At 70.2% G+C, this 16,856-nt stretch carries 20 protein-coding genes; 15 read left to right on the top strand and 5 right to left on the bottom strand.

The window, feature by feature from the left end; genetic code table 11:
• Window positions 1-54 precede the first annotated feature (54 nt).
• From K9U40_RS12955 to K9U40_RS12940, 4 genes are all read left to right on the top strand, one after another.
• Window positions 55-405: an STAS domain-containing protein gene (locus K9U40_RS12955; RefSeq protein WP_282890609.1), complete on the top strand. Its 351-nt coding sequence runs from the start codon at window positions 55-57 to the stop codon at window positions 403-405.
• A 9-nt stretch (window positions 406-414) separates the two neighbouring features.
• Entirely contained in the window at window positions 415-858 is a 444-nt protein-coding gene (locus K9U40_RS12950; RefSeq protein ID WP_282890608.1) for an ATP-binding protein, read from the top strand.
• 170 nt (window positions 859-1,028) lie between these two features.
• Complete coding sequence (locus K9U40_RS12945; RefSeq protein WP_282890607.1) at window positions 1,029-2,678, top strand: Na/Pi symporter; 1,650 nt, start codon at window positions 1,029-1,031, stop codon at window positions 2,676-2,678.
• Window positions 2,662-2,964: an STAS domain-containing protein gene (locus K9U40_RS12940; RefSeq protein WP_282890606.1), complete on the top strand. Its 303-nt coding sequence runs from the start codon at window positions 2,662-2,664 to the stop codon at window positions 2,962-2,964. Before K9U40_RS12945 ends, K9U40_RS12940 begins: the two co-directional genes overlap by 17 nt.
• Window positions 2,965-2,972: 8 nt before the next feature.
• Here the strand turns inward: K9U40_RS12940 and epmA are convergent, their stop codons facing one another.
• On the bottom strand, window positions 2,973-4,040 hold the full coding sequence (epmA, locus tag K9U40_RS12935) for an EF-P lysine aminoacylase EpmA (RefSeq protein ID WP_282890605.1): 1,068 nt from the start codon (window positions 4,038-4,040) through the stop codon (window positions 2,973-2,975).
• A 142-nt stretch (window positions 4,041-4,182) separates the two neighbouring features.
• Here epmA and efp point away from each other — a divergent pair, with 142 nt between their 5' ends.
• Both efp and K9U40_RS12925 read left to right on the top strand, forming a co-directional pair.
• Window positions 4,183-4,752, top strand: a complete 570-nt coding sequence (efp, locus tag K9U40_RS12930) for an elongation factor P (RefSeq protein WP_282890604.1) — start codon at window positions 4,183-4,185, stop codon at window positions 4,750-4,752.
• A gap of 143 nt (window positions 4,753-4,895) precedes the next feature.
• Window positions 4,896-5,312 carry a response regulator gene (locus K9U40_RS12925; protein ID WP_282890603.1) on the top strand — a complete coding sequence of 139 codons (417 nt, stop codon included), beginning with the start codon at window positions 4,896-4,898 and terminating at the stop codon, window positions 5,310-5,312.
• A 64-nt stretch (window positions 5,313-5,376) separates the two neighbouring features.
• Here K9U40_RS12925 and grpE read toward each other — a convergent pair whose 3' ends face one another.
• Window positions 5,377-6,030, bottom strand: coding sequence for a nucleotide exchange factor GrpE (grpE, locus tag K9U40_RS12920; RefSeq protein ID WP_282890602.1), 654 nt, complete (start codon window positions 6,028-6,030; stop codon window positions 5,377-5,379).
• A gap of 154 nt (window positions 6,031-6,184) precedes the next feature.
• A complete protein-coding gene (gene hrcA, locus K9U40_RS12915) occupies window positions 6,185-7,285 on the bottom strand; it encodes a heat-inducible transcriptional repressor HrcA (protein ID WP_282890601.1) in 1,101 nt (366 codons plus the stop codon).
• Between the two features lie 193 nt (window positions 7,286-7,478).
• Between hrcA and rph the strand changes: the two genes are divergently transcribed.
• From rph to der, 9 genes are all read left to right on the top strand, one after another.
• Window positions 7,479-8,192 carry a ribonuclease PH gene (gene rph / locus K9U40_RS12910; protein ID WP_282890600.1) on the top strand — a complete coding sequence of 238 codons (714 nt, stop codon included), beginning with the start codon at window positions 7,479-7,481 and terminating at the stop codon, window positions 8,190-8,192.
• Window positions 8,192-8,827: an RdgB/HAM1 family non-canonical purine NTP pyrophosphatase gene (rdgB, locus tag K9U40_RS12905; RefSeq protein ID WP_282890599.1), complete on the top strand. Its 636-nt coding sequence runs from the start codon at window positions 8,192-8,194 to the stop codon at window positions 8,825-8,827. The genes rph and rdgB overlap by 1 nt, the downstream gene beginning before the upstream one ends.
• A gap of 74 nt (window positions 8,828-8,901) precedes the next feature.
• Complete coding sequence (gene hemW / locus K9U40_RS12900; protein ID WP_282890598.1) at window positions 8,902-10,047, top strand: radical SAM family heme chaperone HemW; 1,146 nt, start codon at window positions 8,902-8,904, stop codon at window positions 10,045-10,047.
• Between the two features lie 104 nt (window positions 10,048-10,151).
• On the top strand, window positions 10,152-10,988 hold the full coding sequence (proC, locus tag K9U40_RS12895; protein ID WP_282890597.1) for a pyrroline-5-carboxylate reductase: 837 nt from the start codon (window positions 10,152-10,154) through the stop codon (window positions 10,986-10,988).
• Between the two features lie 148 nt (window positions 10,989-11,136).
• Window positions 11,137-11,826 carry a TetR/AcrR family transcriptional regulator gene (locus K9U40_RS12890; protein ID WP_282890596.1) on the top strand — a complete coding sequence of 230 codons (690 nt, stop codon included), beginning with the start codon at window positions 11,137-11,139 and terminating at the stop codon, window positions 11,824-11,826.
• 3 nt (window positions 11,827-11,829) lie between these two features.
• Window positions 11,830-12,351, top strand: a complete 522-nt coding sequence (locus K9U40_RS12885; protein WP_282890595.1) for a YaiI/YqxD family protein — start codon at window positions 11,830-11,832, stop codon at window positions 12,349-12,351.
• A gap of 501 nt (window positions 12,352-12,852) precedes the next feature.
• Complete coding sequence (locus K9U40_RS12880) at window positions 12,853-13,572, top strand: tetratricopeptide repeat protein (RefSeq protein ID WP_282890594.1); 720 nt, start codon at window positions 12,853-12,855, stop codon at window positions 13,570-13,572.
• 10 nt (window positions 13,573-13,582) lie between these two features.
• Window positions 13,583-13,846 carry a hypothetical protein gene (locus K9U40_RS12875; protein ID WP_282890593.1) on the top strand — a complete coding sequence of 88 codons (264 nt, stop codon included), beginning with the start codon at window positions 13,583-13,585 and terminating at the stop codon, window positions 13,844-13,846.
• Between the two features lie 54 nt (window positions 13,847-13,900).
• Window positions 13,901-15,280 (top strand): ribosome biogenesis GTPase Der, encoded by a 1,380-nt coding sequence (gene der / locus K9U40_RS12870; protein ID WP_282890592.1) that lies wholly within the window; start codon window positions 13,901-13,903, stop codon window positions 15,278-15,280.
• Window positions 15,281-15,405: 125 nt separating this feature from the next.
• Here the strand turns inward: der and K9U40_RS12865 are convergent, their stop codons facing one another.
• Complete coding sequence (locus K9U40_RS12865) at window positions 15,406-15,906, bottom strand: YbjN domain-containing protein (RefSeq protein WP_282890591.1); 501 nt, start codon at window positions 15,904-15,906, stop codon at window positions 15,406-15,408.
• A gap of 332 nt (window positions 15,907-16,238) precedes the next feature.
• A complete protein-coding gene (locus tag K9U40_RS12860; RefSeq protein ID WP_282890590.1) occupies window positions 16,239-16,565 on the bottom strand; it encodes an accessory factor UbiK family protein in 327 nt (108 codons plus the stop codon).
• Between the last annotated feature and the right edge of the window lie 291 nt (window positions 16,566-16,856).

Genomic DNA, 16,856 nt, shown 5'->3' with positions numbered 1-16,856 from the left:
GACCACGCTCGTGGTCCGCGCCGGCCGGTCCGCATCGTACAGAGACACGCGCGCATGAAGATCGAGAGTAAGCCGCTCGGCCCGGGCCTCGTCCTCGTCAGCCTTGACGGGCGTCTCGACATTGCCGGCGCCGCCCAGGTGGAACCCCAGTTCAAAGCGGCCTGCGACGAGGCCGCGCTGCTGCTGGTGGACCTGTCCCGCACCCCGTTCATGGCCTCCATCGGCATCCGGCTCCTGCTGGCGGGCGCCAAGGGGCTGCGGCGCAAGGGCGGGGCGATGCATCTGTTTGCCTGCGACCCCCAGGTGGAGAAAGTGCTGGTGACGACCGGCGTGGACCAGCTGGTTGCCATCCACGCCACGCGGGACGAGGCGCTCGCCGCGGCCGGCGCCGCCAGCGGCACGTGACGGCCGGCCATGCCCGCGCCGACAGCCTCAAGCCTCATCTCCTGCCTCGACGTGCAGGCGCGCATTGATGACATCACCAAGGCGACGGGCTGGCTCGGCGCCCTGGCCGAGGCCGAGGCCTGGCCGCAGGCCACCCGATTCGCGCTGGAGCTGTCGCTGGAAGAGGCGCTGACCAATGTGGTCTCCTACGGCTTCCGGGACAGCGACGCCGTCCCGCGCATCCGCATCGAGTGCCATCGCCTGCCGGAGGGGCGCATCGCCGTGCGCCTGATTGACAACGGCGTGCCGTTCGACCCGACGACCATCGCCGAGCCGGAAGTGCCCGCCTCCATCGAGGACGCCCGGATCGGCGGGCACGGCATCCAGCTCATGCGCAATTTCCTGGAATCCCTCGCCTATGCCCGCGAAGGCGGGGAGAACCACCTGACCCTCGTCGCCGGCCGGCCCGACTGAGCCGCCCGGCGCCGGACCCGCGCCTTGACCCGGCGTCCCCTGGCCGTCCCTTGGCCGTCCCTTGGACGTCTCCGGGGCCGGTGGCGATCTGTCGTCGTCATAATGATACAGACCGGCGCTAGACTTGAAGGTCATCCCCCTATCCGGACTGAGGACGCTGCGGAGCAGCCATGGCGATCATTGCGCAAATTCTCGCCGGGCTCGGCCTGCTCTTCGTGGGGCTGAAGATGATGTCGACGCACCTGCAGCAGGCCACCGGCCGGCGGGTGCGGCACCTGCTGCGGACCGCCACGCGTTCCCCGCTCGCAGGACTGGCCTGCGGCGCGCTGGCCGGGGCGGCCACCCAGTCGTCCAATGCGGTGGCGGTCATCAGCGGCAATCTGGTGCGGGGCGGCGTGCTCGGCACGCGCGATGCCATCCCCATCGTGGCCGGCGGCAATGTGGGCACCGCGGCCCTCGTCTTCGTGGCCGCCATCGATTTCCGCCTCCTCGTCCTCTACCTCGTGGCGCTGGTGGGCTTCGGCTTCCAGTTCAAGCTCGACCGCCGCCCGGCGCTGAAGGAGTGGATGGCGGTCGCTCTCGGGCTCGCTTTGGTGCTGCTCGGCCTCGACTACATCAAGCAGGGGCCGCGGGGGCTCGACGTGACCGCCCTCGCCGCCCTGCTGGACCACGGCATCGCGCCCTGGGTCGGCTTCCTCCTGGGGCTGGCGGCGGCCGCCGTCAGCCAGTCCTCGTCCACGCCCACCATTCTCGTGGTGGGGCTGATGCAGGCGAACGTGCTCGGCCTCGACGATGCCATCGTCATCGTGATGGGCGCCAATCTGGGCTCCGGCCTGTCCGCCGTGCTGTCCGCCGGCGAGCTGGAGGGGACCGGACGGCAGCTGTGCTACGTCCATGTGCTGGTGAAGGCGGTGGGCTGCCTCCTCGTCGGGGCGGCCTTTCCCGTCGCGGCCTGGCTCGGTGCGGACCCGGTGGCGGCGCTCGGCCAGCTGGGGGGCGGCCAGCCCTCGGCCGCGCTCTCCCTGCTGTTCCTCGCCCTGCAGGTGGCCGGGGCGGTGCCGGTCTCCCTCGCCCGGCGGACGACCGAGTCGATCGCCGCGGCGCTGAGCCCGCCCACCGTGGAGGACGGCGCCTCCAAGCCGCGCTTCATCCACGAGCGCGCGCTCGGCGACTGGGCCACCGCCCTCGACCTGGCCGAGCAGGAGACCATGCGGCTGGTCAAGCTGCTGCCCACGCTGCTGCCGGACCTCGACCAGCAGGACCAGGGCGGGCCGGCGGAGCGCCTTGCCCTGTGGCGGGGCGCCAATGCCATCGGCGTGGCCATCGACCAGTTCCTGGCCGACCTCATCGCCCGCGGTATACCGCGGGCCAGCCTGCCGCAGGCGCTGCACCTGCAGGCGCTGACGGAGACCGTGCGCACCCTGCAGGACACGCTCCACGCCTTCACCGAGGTGGTGGAAGGCTTCGACGAGGTGCCCCCGCTCGCCTTCAACCTCTCCGAATCCCTGCGCACCATCATCCTGTCGCTGGCCGACGCCACCGATGGCGATGCGGAGGATCTCGACCTCATCATCACCCTCACGGCGGATCGCAGCGACCTGCTGAGCCGGATCCGCCGCCATCTCGCGGCCTCGGCGCTGGGCACCGGGGAGGATGCGCGCCAGCTCCTGCTCGCCACCAGCCTGTTCGAGCGCGGCGTCTGGCTGGTGCGGCGCACCGCAGTGGCGTTGCGTGCGCCTGCGAATGAGGTTAAGCCGATGGCTACCGCCGCCCCCGGTGAGGCGCGCAAGCGAGAAGAGGCCGATGCACATCGAACGTGAGCAGGTCGGGTCCGACGTGGTCCTGAAGGTGGCCGGGCGGCTGGATACGCCCAACGCCAAGCCGTTCGAGGCAAGCCTCATGGAAGTGGTGTCCACGACGGATGGCGGGTTGCTCGTCAACCTCGCGGGCGTGGACTACGTCTCCTCCTCCGGGCTCAGGGCGCTGCTGGTCGCGGGCAAGGCCATGCGCTCGGCCAAGCGCAAGCTGACCTTGTCGTCGCTGCAGCCGCAGATCCGGGAAGTGTTCGATATTTCAGGCTTCTCGACCCTGTTCGAGATCAGCTGAGTTCGAGATCAGCCGACCGGCGCCCACAGCACATCCTCGATGCGCCGGGCCCCGCTCGCCAGCACCGCGAGGCGGTCGAAGCCCAGCGCGCAGCCGCTCGCGGCCGGCATGGCGGCGAGGGCGGCGAGGAAGTCGGCGTCCAGTGGATAGCGCTCGCCGTAGAGCCGCTCCTTCTCGTCCATCTCCTCCTCGAAGCGGCGGCGCTGCTCGACCGCATCGGTGAGCTCGCCGAACCCGTTGGCCAGTTCCAGCCCGCAGGCATAGAGCTCGAACCGCTCGGCGAAGCGCGGGTCTTCGGGCTTCGGCCGGGCCAGCGCGGCCTCGCTCACCGGATAGTCGCAGAGCAGGGTGGGGCGGCCCACCCCCAGTTCCGGCTCGATCTTCTCCACCAGCACCCGCGAGAAGATGTCGGCCCAGGTGTCGTCCGGCGCGGTGCGGATGCCGCGGGCCGCCGCCACCTCGGCGAACGGCTTCGGGTCGGGCCGTTCGCCCGGGCCGGGCAGGACGCCGGCGAGGGCGATACCCGCATGGCGTTGGAACGCCTCCTCCAGCGTCAGGCGCTCCGGCGCGGCGAAGGGATCGCAGGAGCGCCCGCGCCAGGCGAAGGCGGTGACCCCGCCCGCCGCGGCGGCGCAAGCGAGGATGCGGGCGCAGTCGTCCATCAGCCGGATATAGGGCGCGCCGGCGCGGTACCATTCGAGCATGGTGAATTCGGGATGGTGGGCCATGCCCCGCTCGCGGTTGCGGAAGACGCGGGCGAACTCGAAGATCCGCTCCTCCCCGGCCGCCAGCAGCTTCTTGGCGGCGAATTCCGGCGAGGTGCGCAGATAGAGCCGATGCCGTGTCCCGTCCGGGGCGACGAGGTCGGTGGCGAAGGCGTGCAGGTGCGCCTCGTTGCCCGGGGAGACCTGGAGCGCCGGCGTCTCCACCTCGATGAAGCCGTCTTCCTCGAGCATGACGCGGATCGCGGCCGAGATCCGCCCGCGCGCCAGCAGGAACGGCCGCCTGTCCGCATGGACCGACGGGCTCCACCACGGGCTGGGGCCGGGGCTTTGGGAGGCTGGTGATACCGCCATGGGGCGAGAAATCCTTGTCGCGGCAGGGGCGGGAGGCAGAAAGGCGGGGCACAAGACTGGCGTTCGACGCCAAGATCGCTATGTTGCGCGCCGACGGATCAGGAGCGGCACGCCGCCGCACACAGTTTGAGGAACACGCGACGTGGTCAAGGTCATCGCCAGCTCTCTGCGCAAAGGCAACGTGGTCGATATCGACGACAAGCTCTACGTGGTGCTCACCGCCGAGAACATCCATCCCGGCAAGGGCACGCCGGTCACGCAGCTCGACATGCGCCGCATCTCCGACGGTGTGAAGATCTCCGAGCGCTATCGCACCACCGAGCAGGTGGAGCGCGCCTTCGTGGAAGACCGCCCGCATACCTTCCTCTACGAGGATTCGGACGGCTACACCTTCATGAACCCTGAGAATTTCGATCAGGTGATCGTGACCAAGGATGTCATGGGCGATTCCGCGGTCTATCTGCAGGAAGGCATGGAATGCATGCTCTCCACCCATAACGGGGTTCCGATCGCCATCGAGCTGCCGGCCCGCGTGACGCTGGAGATCGTGGACACCGAGCCCACCGTGAAGGGCCAGACCGCCTCCTCCTCCTACAAGCCGGCCATGCTGTCCAACGGCGTGCGCACCATGGTGCCCCCCCACATTTCGGCGGGCACCCGCGTGGTCATCATGACCGCCGACGCCTCCTACGTGGAGCGCGCGAAGGACTGACCCGGACGGGCGGGACGGGCCAAGGCGCGTCCCGCCGTCTTGCGGTGCAGCTTCGCAGCCGCAGTATCCTGCGGAAGCAATGGAACTTTCCGGTACGCTCGTCCGTTGTCGCGGAAAGCCGGTGTCAGCCAGGGCGTGTCGCGATGATCTTTTCGGGAAAGCGGGTTCTCGTCGTGGAGGACGAGTTCCTCGTGGCCTTAGGGCTGGAAGACAATCTGAGGTCGCTCGGCTGCACCGTGGTCGGCCCGATCGCGAGCCTGTCGGCCGCCATGGCCGCGGCGGCCCATGAAAAGGTCGATGCCGCCATCCTCGACGTGAACCTCGCGGGGGAGGCGGTCTATCCCGCCGCCACGATCCTGGCGGACCGGGGCATCCCCTTCCTCTTCTGCTCCGGCTATACGGGCAGCGTGCGCATGCCGGCGGAATTCGCCGACGCGCCCCGCGTGGCCAAGCCCTATACCAGCCGCGTGATCGCCGATGCCTTGTGCGAATTGCTGTCCGGTGGCGCCACGCCGGACGCCACCCTGCTCCGCCCGGAGACAGCCTCCGGCCGGGTCTGACTGTCGCCGCGGCAGTCCGGACGGCGTCACTCCATAACGAGGTTAGCCCGGACCTCCGGGGCGATCAGGCCGCCCCGGCTTCCTTGTCCGCGCCCGGCGCGGCCTCGGCCTTGGGGCCGCCGCGGGCGACGCCCACCATGGCCGGGCGCAGCACACGCTCGCCGATGACGAAGCCGGCCTGCACCACCTGGACCACCGTGCCGGTGGGCACGCTCGGGTCGGGGACCTCGAACATGGCCTGATGCAGATTGGGGTCGAACTTCTCGCCCTTCGGCTCGATCTTGCGGATGCCGTGCTTCTCCAGCGCCTTGACCAGGCCGCGCTCGGTCAGCTCCAGGCCCTCGATCAGCGATTTGAACGGGCCGTCGGCGGCCGCCTTTGCGGTCTCGTCCAGCGAGCCGAGGGCGCGGGCAAGGTCGTCGGCCACGTTCAGCACGTCGCGGGCGAAGGAGGCGATGCCATAGGTCCTGGCGTCCGCCACCTCCTTCTCGGCGCGGCGGCGGATGTTCTCGGCTTCCGCGAAGGCACGCAGGAACTTGTCCTTCATGCTCGCGACCTCGGCTTCGAGGCGCTGCCTTTCCCCGGCGAGGTCGCCGGCGATTTCCTGATCGGCGGTGGCGAGGGCTTCCGCCTCGGCGGTCGCTTCATTGATGCCCTTGTTCGCACCGTTTTCGCTTGCGTCGCCGCCGGTCTCGGGCGCGCGCTTCTGCTCGCTCATCCGGTTTCTTCCCCTGCCTTGAGATTTCGCCCCGCATGGGGGCAAAGGCCAAATGTCCCCGCGCATATCGGGGCCATGGCGCGAAAAATCAAGACTGCGCGAGAACCGGCGTGGCGCCGCCCCCCGAAGATGCGGGCATCCGGGACCGGTCCGCTCAGGCGGCGTCCACGCCGGGCGCGCCGAGCACGCGGCTCACCAGGCGGGCGGTGAAGTCCACCATGGGCACGATGCGCCCGTAATTCAGCCGCGTGGGGCCGATGACGCCGAGCACGCCCACCACGCGCCCCTGCCCGTCGCGATAGGGCGCGACGATGGTGGAGGAGCCGGAGAGGGAAAACAGCCGGTTCTCCGAGCCGATGAAGATGCGCAGCGCCTGCGCCTCCTCCGCCCGGCCGAGGAGGTCCACCACCTCGCGCTTGGTCTCCAGGTCGTCGAACAGGAGGCGGATGCGCTCCAGGTCTTCCAGTGCCCGCAGGTCCTCCAGGAGCTTGGCCTGCCCGCGCACGATGAGCTTGCGGTCGCCCGCCTCCTCGCCGGACCAGGAGGCGAGCCCCGCTTCCACCACCCGCGCGGTGAGGGCGTCGAGATCGAGCCGCAGTTCGGCGAGCAGGGTCTCCATCTCGCCGCGGGCCTCGGCCAGGGTGCGGCCGCGGATGTGGGCGTTGAGGAAGTTGGTCGCCTCGGTGAGGGCCGAGACCGGCAGGCCTGGCGGCAGCGCCAGCACGCGGTTCTCCACCTGCCCGTCCTCGGACACGAGGATGACGAGGGCGCGGCCCGGCTCCAGCGGCACGAATTCCACATGCTTGAGGCGCGGGTCGGTCTTGGTGGCGGTGACCACGCCGGCGCCCCGGGCGAGGCCCGAGAGCAGGGCGGACGCCTCCTGCAGCACGCCTTCCACCGTGGTGGTCTTGGCGGCCGCCAGCACCTGGGTCTCGATATTGGTCCGGTCGCGCTCGTTCACGTCGCCGATTTCCATCAGCGCGTCCACGAAGAAGCGCAGGCCGCGCTCGGTGGGCAGGCGTCCGGCGCTGGTGTGGGGGGCGTAGATGAGACCGGCGGTCTCCAGGTCGGCCATCACGTTGCGAACCGAGGCCGGCGACAGGGTCATGGGGATGAGGCGCGAGATGTTGCGCGAGCCCATCGGTTCGCCGGTAGCCAGGTAGCTTTCCACGATCTGGCGGAAGATCTCCCGCGCGCGCTGGTCGATCTGCGCGAGGCCGCCGGACGACAGGGGCAGGAACGGATCGAGCGCCACGTGTGTCACGCCTTCCTTGGGTCACGCCTTCCACAACAGGCCCGGCGACACATTCGCCGCCGTCGCGGGCATTATGTGTCCATGAGGGGGGGCCTGTTCAAGCGCCGTCGCGCGTCGCCGGCCGGCTTTGCTTCCCTCGCGCCGCCGCCCGCTCTAAAAGGGGCGCCCGATGACCAGACAAGAGGTAAGTCCCATGCGCCCCAGCAAGCGCGCCGCCGACGAGATGCGCGCGGTTTCCTTTGAACGGGGCGTGATGCGCCACGCGGAAGGCTCCTGCCTCGTGAAGTTCGGCGACACCCATGTGCTCGTCTCCGCCACGCTGGAGGAGCGCCTGCCGCCGTGGCTCAAGGGCCAGGGCCGTGGCTGGGTGACGGCGGAATATTCCATGCTGCCCCGCGCCACCCACGATCGCACGCGGCGCGAATCCACCACCGGCAAGCAGTCCGGCCGCACCCAGGAGATCCAGCGTCTCATCGGCCGCTCCCTGCGCTCGGTCACCGACCTCGTGGCCCTGGGCGAGAAGCAGATCACCCTCGACTGCGACGTGCTGCAGGCCGACGGCGGCACCCGCACCGCCGCCATCACCGGCGCCTGGATCGCGCTTTATGACTGCCTGAGCTGGATGCGCCAGCGCTCCATGATCAAGGAGATGCCGCTCAAGGACCACGTGGCGGCGGTGTCCTGCGGCATCTATGAGGGCGTCCCCGTGCTCGACCTCGACTATGCCGAGGATTCGGTGGCCGAGACCGACGCCAATTTCGTCATGACCGGCACCGGTGGCATCGTGGAGATCCAGGGTACCGCGGAAAAGACCCCGTTCTCGCAGGACGAGCTGTTGGGGCTGCTCTCCCTCGCCCGCTCGGGCGTGGAGAAGCTGGTGGGGTTACAGAAGCTGGCGGTGGGCTGATGGCCCATCGGATCCTGAAGGGCCGCTTGGTGGTGGCCACCCACAATCCCGGCAAGCTGATCGAGATGCGCATGCTGCTCGCCCCCCACGGGGTGGAGGCGGTCGCGGCCGGGGAACTGGGCCTCACCGAGCCGGAGGAGACGGAAGAGACCTTCTCCGGCAATGCCCGACTGAAGGCGCAGGCGGCCGCGAGCGCGGCCCAGCTGCCGGCCTTCGCCGACGATTCCGGCCTGGTGATCAATGCGCTGGGCGGGGCGCCGGGCATCCATACCGCGCGCTGGGCGGGGCCGGATCGGGATTTCGAGATGGCCATGGAGAAGGTGCAGGCCGAGCTGGAGAAGGTGGGCGCCGTCGCTCCCGAGCAGCGTCGAGCCCGCTTCGTCTCCGCCTTGTGCCTCGCGTGGCCGGATGGGCATGTGGAGGAGTTCGAGGGCGTGGTTGAGGGCACCCTGGTGTGGCCGCCGCGCGGGGCCAAGGGCTTCGGCTACGACCCCATGTTCGTCCCCGAGGACTACACCAGGACCTTCGCGGAGATGACGGCGGACGAGAAGCATTCCATGCCGCCCAGGGGCTTCGGCCTCTCCCACCGGGCGCGGGCCTTCCTGAAGCTGTCTCAGGCCTGCCTGGAGGGGTGAGGGTGAAACCGGAGCCGGCTTGCACCCATCGGCGCGGCGCGCACCCTCCCCCGCAAGCGGGAGAGGGTGCCCACATGCCCGACGCCGCCGGCTTCGGTGTCTATGTCCACTGGCCGTTCTGCAAGGCCAAGTGCCCCTATTGCGACTTCAACAGCCATGTGCGGCACGCCCCGCCGGACGAAGCGCGCTTCATCGCCGCCTTCCGGCGCGAGATCGCGCACATGCGCGCCCTGTCCGGCCCGAGGCGGGCGCAGACGGTGTTCTTCGGCGGCGGCACCCCCTCGCTCATGGCGCCGGCCACCGTCGCCGCCATCCTCAAGGCCATCGACGACGCCTGGCCGCTCACCGCCGATGCCGAGGTGACGCTGGAGGCCAACCCCACCTCGGTGGAGGCGGAGCGATTCGCCGGCTACGGCGCGGCGGGGGTCAACCGGGTGTCGCTGGGGGTGCAGGCACTGGACGACACCGACCTCCAGGGCCTCGGCCGCATGCATTCGGTGGCCGAGGCCCTGGCGGCGGTGGCCATTGCGCGCCGGGCCTTCAGCCGCGTCTCCTTCGATCTCATCTATGCCCGGCCCCGTCAGACCCCGGAGGGCTGGGCGGCGGAGCTGAGGCGCGCTTTGGCCGAAGGCTGCGAGCATCTCTCGCTCTACCAGCTCACCATCGAGCCCGGCACGCCGTTCGAGCGGCTGTACGGCGCCGGCAAGCTCATCCTGCCCGACGACGACATGTCCCGCGCTTTGTGGGACGTGACGCAGGAGGTGACGGCGCAGGCCGGCCTTCCCGCCTACGAGGTCTCCAACCACGCCCGTCCGGGTGCGGAGGCGCGGCACAATCTGATCTATTGGCGCTACGGCACCTATGCCGGCATTGGTGCCGGCGCCCATGGCCGGCTGGCGGTGGACGGCGCGCGCCGCGCCACCTTCACCGAGCGTGCGCCGGAAGAGTGGCTGGCGCGGGTGGAGGCGGCGGGGCACGCCATCGTCTCCGACGAGGCCCTCACCGTGGCGGAGCAGGCCGACGAGATGCTGCTCATGGGCCTGCGCCTCAAGGAGGGCGTGGACCTCGCCCGCCACGCCCGTCTCGGCGGCCGGGTGGACGCGGCGCGCATCGCCGCGCTGTCGGCGGCGGGTTTCGTGACCCGCAGCGGAGATCGGTTGGCGGTGACGCCCGCCGGCTTCCCGGTGCTCAATGCGGTGATCGCGCAGCTCGCGGGGTGAGCCGTGGCGGCACTGTTCGCCGGTCCCCTCGCGCCTTCTTCCCCGACGGCTGTATAAGCGGCCGGGTAGATGGCGCCTCCGCGCGCCGGTCCAACGAGGCGGAAATGAGCGAGAGCGTGCTGAAATCCCTGTCCGGTCCCGTGGTGCTGCTGGGCGCCGGCAAGATGGGCGGGGCCATGCTGGAGGGCTGGCTCAAGCTGGGCCTGCCCGCCGACAAGGCCGTGGTGCTCGATCCGAACATCCCGGCCGAGGCCGCCGCGGCCCTCGCCGCGCGGGGCGTCGCCGTCAACCCCGCCCTCGCGGACATTCCGGCGCCCTGCGTGCTGCTGCTGGCGGTGAAGCCGCAGGTGGCGCCCGACGCGCTGCCGCAGCTTTCGCCGCTGGTGGGGCCGGGCACCCTCGTCGTCTCCATCATGGCCGGGCGCACGCTCGCCTTCATGTCTGGCATCTTCGGGGCGGGCGCGGCCATCGTCCGCTCCATCCCCAACACCCCGGCCGCCATCGGGCGGGGGGTGAGCGTCTGCGTGCCCGGGCCGAACGTGTCGTCGGCCCAGCGCGACCTCGCCACCGCTTTGCTCGGCGCCATCGGCATCGTGGAGTGGATCGGCGACGAGGGGCTGATGGATGCCGCCACCGCGGTTTCGGGCTCCGGCCCGGCCTATGCTTTCCTGCTGGCGGAGGTGATGGCTGAGGCGGGGGCCGCCGCCGGCCTGCCGCCGGAGCTTGCCGCCCGCATCGCCCGCGCCACGGTGGCCGGGGCCGGCGCGCTCTTGGACCAGTCGGACCTGCCCGCCGCCACCCTGCGCCAGAACGTCACCTCCCCGGGCGGCACCACGGCAGCGGCCCTTGGCGTTCTGATGAACGAGACCGCCGGCTTCGGCCCGCTGATGGTGGAAGCGGTTGCCGCCGCCACCAGAAGGGGCAAAGAATTGGCGGGCTAGAGCGCGCGCCGATCAGATTGCAGAGCAATCTGATTGGATAACGCGTTCTCTTTCTTGAGGTTTAGAGACGGATTCACCGATCGGATTGGTTCGATCTGATCGGGTCCGGCTCTAAGGCGCGCCGTTCCCCATTGCGCGAGGAGAAAGCATGACCTCCGAGACCACCCGCGACGCCTGCCTGCGCAGCTTCCTCGCCCTCGTGGCGGAGCGGCCGTTCGCGCGCATCGCCCTCGGCGACGTGGCGGAGCGCTGCGGCGTGTCGCTCGCCGAGATGCGGGCGTCCTTCGCCTCGACATGGGATCTGCTCGCCGCCTTCTTCCGCGCCACCGACCGGCACGTGCTGGCGGAAGGCGGCCCGGATGCGGAGGATTTCGCGGGGGAGGGACCCAAAGAGCGCCTGTTCGAGGTGCTGATGCGCCGCCTCGACGCGCTGGAGCCGCACAAGGAGGCGGTGCGCTCGCTGCGCGGTTCCGCCCGGCGCGATCCGGTGCTGGCGCTTCATCTGCTGCGCCTGTCGGAAGCCTCCCAGCGCTGGATGCTGGCGTCGGCGGGCATCGACTGCGCCGGCCTTGCCGGCAGCCTGTGGGCGAAGGGCCTCGCCGTGCTGTTCGCGCGCGTGCTCGACGTGTGGCTGGATGACGAGGATCCCGGCCTCGCGCGCACCATGGCCGCCCTCGACCGCGAGCTTCAGACCGGCGGCAAGCTGCTCTGCATGCTGGACGATATCGCCTATATCGCCATCCCGTGGCGCAAGCGCCGGGCCTCGGCCGCGCCGGCCCGGGATGGGGCGCCCGAGGCCGCGTCCGCCGAGGGCGCGCCGGCAGCCCCGGCCGCCTGACGCATGAGCCCTGCCCCCGGTCCGCCCGCCATGCGGGAGGCGCCCATAGCCCTTTATATCGACGCCGACGCCTGCCCGGTGAAGGAGGAGGCTTACAAGGTCGCCTTCCGCCACAGCCTGAAGGTCTTCGTGGTCGCGAACATGCCCATCGCGGTGCCGCGCCACCCGCTGGTGGAGCGGGTGACCGTGCCGGCGGGGCCGGACGCGGCGGACGATTTCATCGCCGGTCGGGTCATCCGCGGCGATGTGGTGGTGACCACGGACGTGCCGCTCGCCGCGCGCTGCGTCGCCGCCGGGGCCGACGTGATCGCGCCGAACGGGCGGCCTTTCACCCGCGATTCCATCGGCATGGCCCTCGCCACCCGCAACCTGATGGAGGATTTGCGCTCGGCCGGAGCGGTCACCGGCGGGCCGAAGCCGTTCGCGGCGCGCGACCGCTCGGCCTTCCTGTCCGCGCTGGACCTTGCCGTCATGCGGCTGAAGCGGGCGGGCTTCGCCACCGGGACGCCGCCGCAGGACGGCTGAGGCTCTAGAGCACGCGCCGATCAGCTTGCATCGCAAGCTGATCGGGCAACGCGTTCTCGTTCTTGAATTTAGAGGGCGATTCACCGATCAGATTGATTCAATCTGATCGGATCGCGCTCTAGAAGCACTCCTCCTGCCGCGTCTTGAGGTCGGCGAGGGGGCCTCGTCCTCTGGCTCCTCGACCATGTGCGAGACGGTTTGGAAAATCCGGCTGGCTTATCCATGTCGCTGGAAAAGAGCCGTCGTCATGACCGGGCTTGTCCCGGGCATCCACGCCTTGCGGCCGGGAAAGACCTTGGGAAAGCGGGGAACGCGGCTCGGCGTGGATGATCGGAGCCCGCATGTTCGCGGGTTCCGTTCTCCAGTGCCGGTTCCGGCGGGGCCGGACGCCCCGGCAGGCCGGAACGCCCCTAAAACGCCGCGTTTGCCACGATGAAGCCGCATGGATACTTTACGCGCCCTTTTGCCGGCGCGCCGGCCCATCCCGAAGTCGCGGACCCCATGACCGATATTTTTCACGAGATCGAGGAAGACCTCCGCCGCGAGCGCCTGCGCAAGCTGTGGGACCGCTTCGGCGGGCTCATCATTGCCGCCATGGTGCTGGTGGTCGTGGGGGCGGCCGGGTGGAGCGGATACAAATACTGGCGGCACCAGCAGGCGGTGGCGGCGAGCGCCGCCTTCCAGTCCGCCGTGGGCCTGTTCGACGCGGGCAAGTTCGCCGAGGCGGAGACCGCCTTCGGCGCCATCGCCAAGGACGGCCCGGCCGGCTACCGCACGCTGGCCCTGTTCCGGGGCGCCGCCGCCGCGGCCGCGCGGGACAAGGCGGCGGGTGTCGCCGCCTTCGATGCCATCGCCGCCGACGCACGCCTGCCGTCGCTGGTGCGCGAGCTGGCGCAGCTGCGCGCCGGACTGATTCTTGTGGACACGGCCAGCCTCGCCGACGTGAAGCAGCGGGTGGCCGCCATCGCAGCCGGCACCGGGCCGCTGCGCAATTCCGCCCGCGAGGCGCTGGCGCTGGCTGAGCTGAAGGCCGGCGACCTCGGCGCCGCCAACAGGACCGCCACCGGCATCACCTCCGACAGTGACACCCCGGCCGGCGTGCGCTCCCGCGCGGAGCTGATCCGCCGGCTCACCGCCGGTGCCGCTCCGGCGCCGGATGCGGCGGCGGCCGAATCCGCTGCGCCCGCCCCCGCCGCCCCCGGCGGCACAGCCACCCAATGAGGACCAGCTGATGACGAAAGACAGTCGCGTTTTCAGGTCGCTCAGGCTGGCGCTGGGGCTTTCCCTGGCGCTGGTCGCCACGGGGTGCGAGGCCCTCGACAAGTTCAACCCCTTCGACCAGCCCAAGAAGCCCCTGTCGGGCACCCGCCAGCCGGTATTCCCCACCGGCGTGCCGGGGGTAGACTATGCGACGCCGCTCGGCCAGCCCAGCAATGCCAACGTCTCCGTAGACCAGCTTCCGCCGCCGCCCCAGGGCGGCCAGCAGCAACGCTGACCCCCTTGACCTGACCGGCCGGACCTCCGCACGCCTGGCCAAAGAGCCCATTTCATGACCTTTTCCCTGGCCATCGTCGGGCGTCCGAACGTCGGCAAGTCCACCCTCTTCAACCGCCTCGTGGGCAAGAAGCTCGCGCTGGTGGACGATCGCCCCGGCGTCACCCGCGACCGGCGGGAAGGCGATGCGCGGCTCGGCGACCTCGCCTTCCGCATCGTGGACACCGCCGGCCTCGAGGAGGCGGACGCCGCGAGCCTCGAAGGCCGCATGCGGGCCCAGACCGAGGCCGCCATCGGCCATGCCGATGCCATCGTGTTCATGATCGACGCGCGCATCGGCCTCACCCCCACCGACCGGGCCTTTGCCGATCTCGTGCGCAAATGCGGCAAGCCGGTCATTCTCCTCGCCAACAAGAGCGAGGGGCGGGGCGGCGAGGCGGGCACGCTGGAGGCGTTCGCCCTCGGCCTCGGCACGCCGGTGCCGTTTTCCGCCGAGCATGGGGAGGGCCTGTCCGACCTCTACGACGCCATCTGCGACGCCCTGCCCGAGCAGACCCGGCCGCAGCACGAGGATGACGAGGAGGAAGATGCCGGCGCCGGGCCCGAGGCGGAGGCCGACGATACGCCGCGCCGCCCCATCAAGGTGGCGGTGCTGGGCCGGCCCAATGCCGGCAAGTCCACCCTCATCAACCGTCTGCTCGGCGAGGATCGGCTGCTGACCGGGCCCGAAGCCGGCATCACCCGCGATTCCATCTCCGTGGAAGTCACCTATGCCGGCACCCGGCTGGAGGTGTTCGACACCGCCGGCCTGCGCAAGCGCGCGCGCATCGAGGACAAGCTGGAAAAGCTCTCCGCCGCCGATGCCCTGCGCGCCATGAAGTTCGCCGAGGTGGTGGTGGTGCTGGTGGACGCCACCCATCCGTTCGAGGAGCAGGACCTGCGCATCGCCGATCTGGTGGCGCGGGAGGGCCGGGCCCTCGTCATCGGCTACAACAAGGCGGACCTCGTGGCCCGCGGCGGCCTCGCCACCCGCCTGCGCGAGGACGTGGACCGGCTGCTGCCGCAGGTGAAGGGCGTGCCCATCGTGCCGGTGTCGGGGCTCATGGGGCACGGGCTGGACAAGCTGGTGGGCGCCATCTCCGCCGCTCACAAGGTGTGGAACAAGCGCGTCGCCACCAATCCGCTGAACCGCTTCCTGCAGCAGGTGACCGACAATCATCCGCCGCCGGCGGTATCGGGCCGGCGCGTGAAGCTGCGCTACATGACCCAGCCCAAGGCGCGGCCGCCGTCCTTCGTGCTGTTCTGCTCGCGTGCCGATGCGGTGCCGGAGAGCTATATCCGCTATCTGGTCAACGGCCTGCGCGAGGCGTTCGACCTGCCGGGCGTGCCGATCCGCCTGACGCTGCGGCAGAAGGACAATCCCTACGCGGATTGATCCCACGCGATTGAACCCCGTCACGGAGTGCGTGCGGGGCGCGATGCGCCGGAGCAGGATGGTTGTGGATTTCGGTACGTAAGATCAGGCGACGGCCGGCGGGAAACCCGCGCCGGCCATCGGGATCAGGCCTCGCCCACGGTGTCGAACAGGGCGGTGTCCATGGCTTCCTTGGCGGTCTTGCCGGCCCAGACCACGAACTGGAACGCGGGATAATAGCGCTCCACCGCGTCGAGGGCGGCGTCCAGGATGGCCGCGCATTGCCGGTCGGAGGCGGTGGCACCGCCCGCCAGCACCAGCGCGTAGCGGAACATGATGACGTTTTCCTGCGACCATATGTCGAAATGGCCGAGCCACATCTGCTCGTTGACGAGGGCGAGGAGCTTCAGCACCTCGGCACGGCGCCCGTCGGGCACCTTGAAGTCGAAGGCGCAGGCGAGATGCAGGGATTCCAGCTCGTCCATCCACTGGAACGAGACGTGGCAGTCCGTCCAGCGGCTGGTGAGCGAGAGGGTGATCTCGTCCTCGTCGGAACGCTCGAACGACCAGTCGTTGAGGGCAGCGAGCTGCTCCACAAGATCTACGGGGTTCGCCGGCGCATCGGCTTCGATGTCGATGAGAGACATGGCCTCGACCTCGCGGTGTGAGGAACGCGGAGAGGGTCGAACGCGGCACCTGCGCGTGTCAGGCCATTTGGCGAACGAGGCCACGTGACATGCGTCGCAGCGTGCCGGGCGGAGGCCCACCAGGGTCATACCCCAAGACGGGGAATACCCCAAGACGGACCTCCTGGCGAGGCTGCGCCCCGTCGTATGCCTGATACGACGAACCGGCTCCGAATCGCCACGAAATCAGTATATCGCGGGTAAAGATTTCCCCGCTACGACAGATTGTATCCCGTCTGGCCCGGCACCACGGCTTTTTTGCGGTGCGGCAGGCCGAGACGTTTCGCCGCCGTTCAGGCCGGGTTTCCCGATACCGTGGAATCCGCCGGGCTGGCCGGGCCGCTCTGGCCGGCGGGCGTGGGATGGGTGTGCGCCAGAAGGGCGGCCTCCAGCAGCAGGACACGGGCGGCGAGGCGCTCGTTCTCGGCGCGGGCGGCCGCGGCGAGGTCCTTCACCGCGTCGAATTCCTCGCGCTTCACCAGGTCCATGTCGCGCAGGAAACGCTCCATCTGCGACTTCATGGCGGTCTCGGCCTCGCGGCGCACGCCCTGGGCGACCCCCGCGGCGTCGTTCACGAGACGCGCCATCTCGTCGAAAATGCGGCCGGTGGTCTGGGTCATGAAAGCCTCCTCGCGTGCGTCGCGCCCGGCGCTGAACATGGCGAGGTGCGCGCGCGGGTGCAAGTGCGGAGCAAGTTCGCAGCAGGGGTGCGCGGCGGCGCCGCACCCAAAGGCGGCGCGTCTGGCGTTTTTGCGGATTGGCGCGGCTGGACCCGTGTCTCAGTTTGAAGTGAAGCGGCTTCGACCAGGTGCACCCGAGAACCCTCTCCCGCCCGAGGCCGGATGTTTCCGGCCTCGGCTTGTGGGAACTGAACTCGGCAACAGCCGAGTTCAGGCGGGGGAGGGCAGGGA

Origin of the sequence: Xanthobacter autotrophicus (assembly GCF_030015065.1) — a bacterium.
GTDB lineage: Bacteria > Pseudomonadota > Alphaproteobacteria > Rhizobiales > Xanthobacteraceae > Xanthobacter > Xanthobacter autotrophicus_D.
Note: the sequence above shows the minus strand (reverse complement) of the source record. Positions and strands in the feature narration are given on the sequence as shown.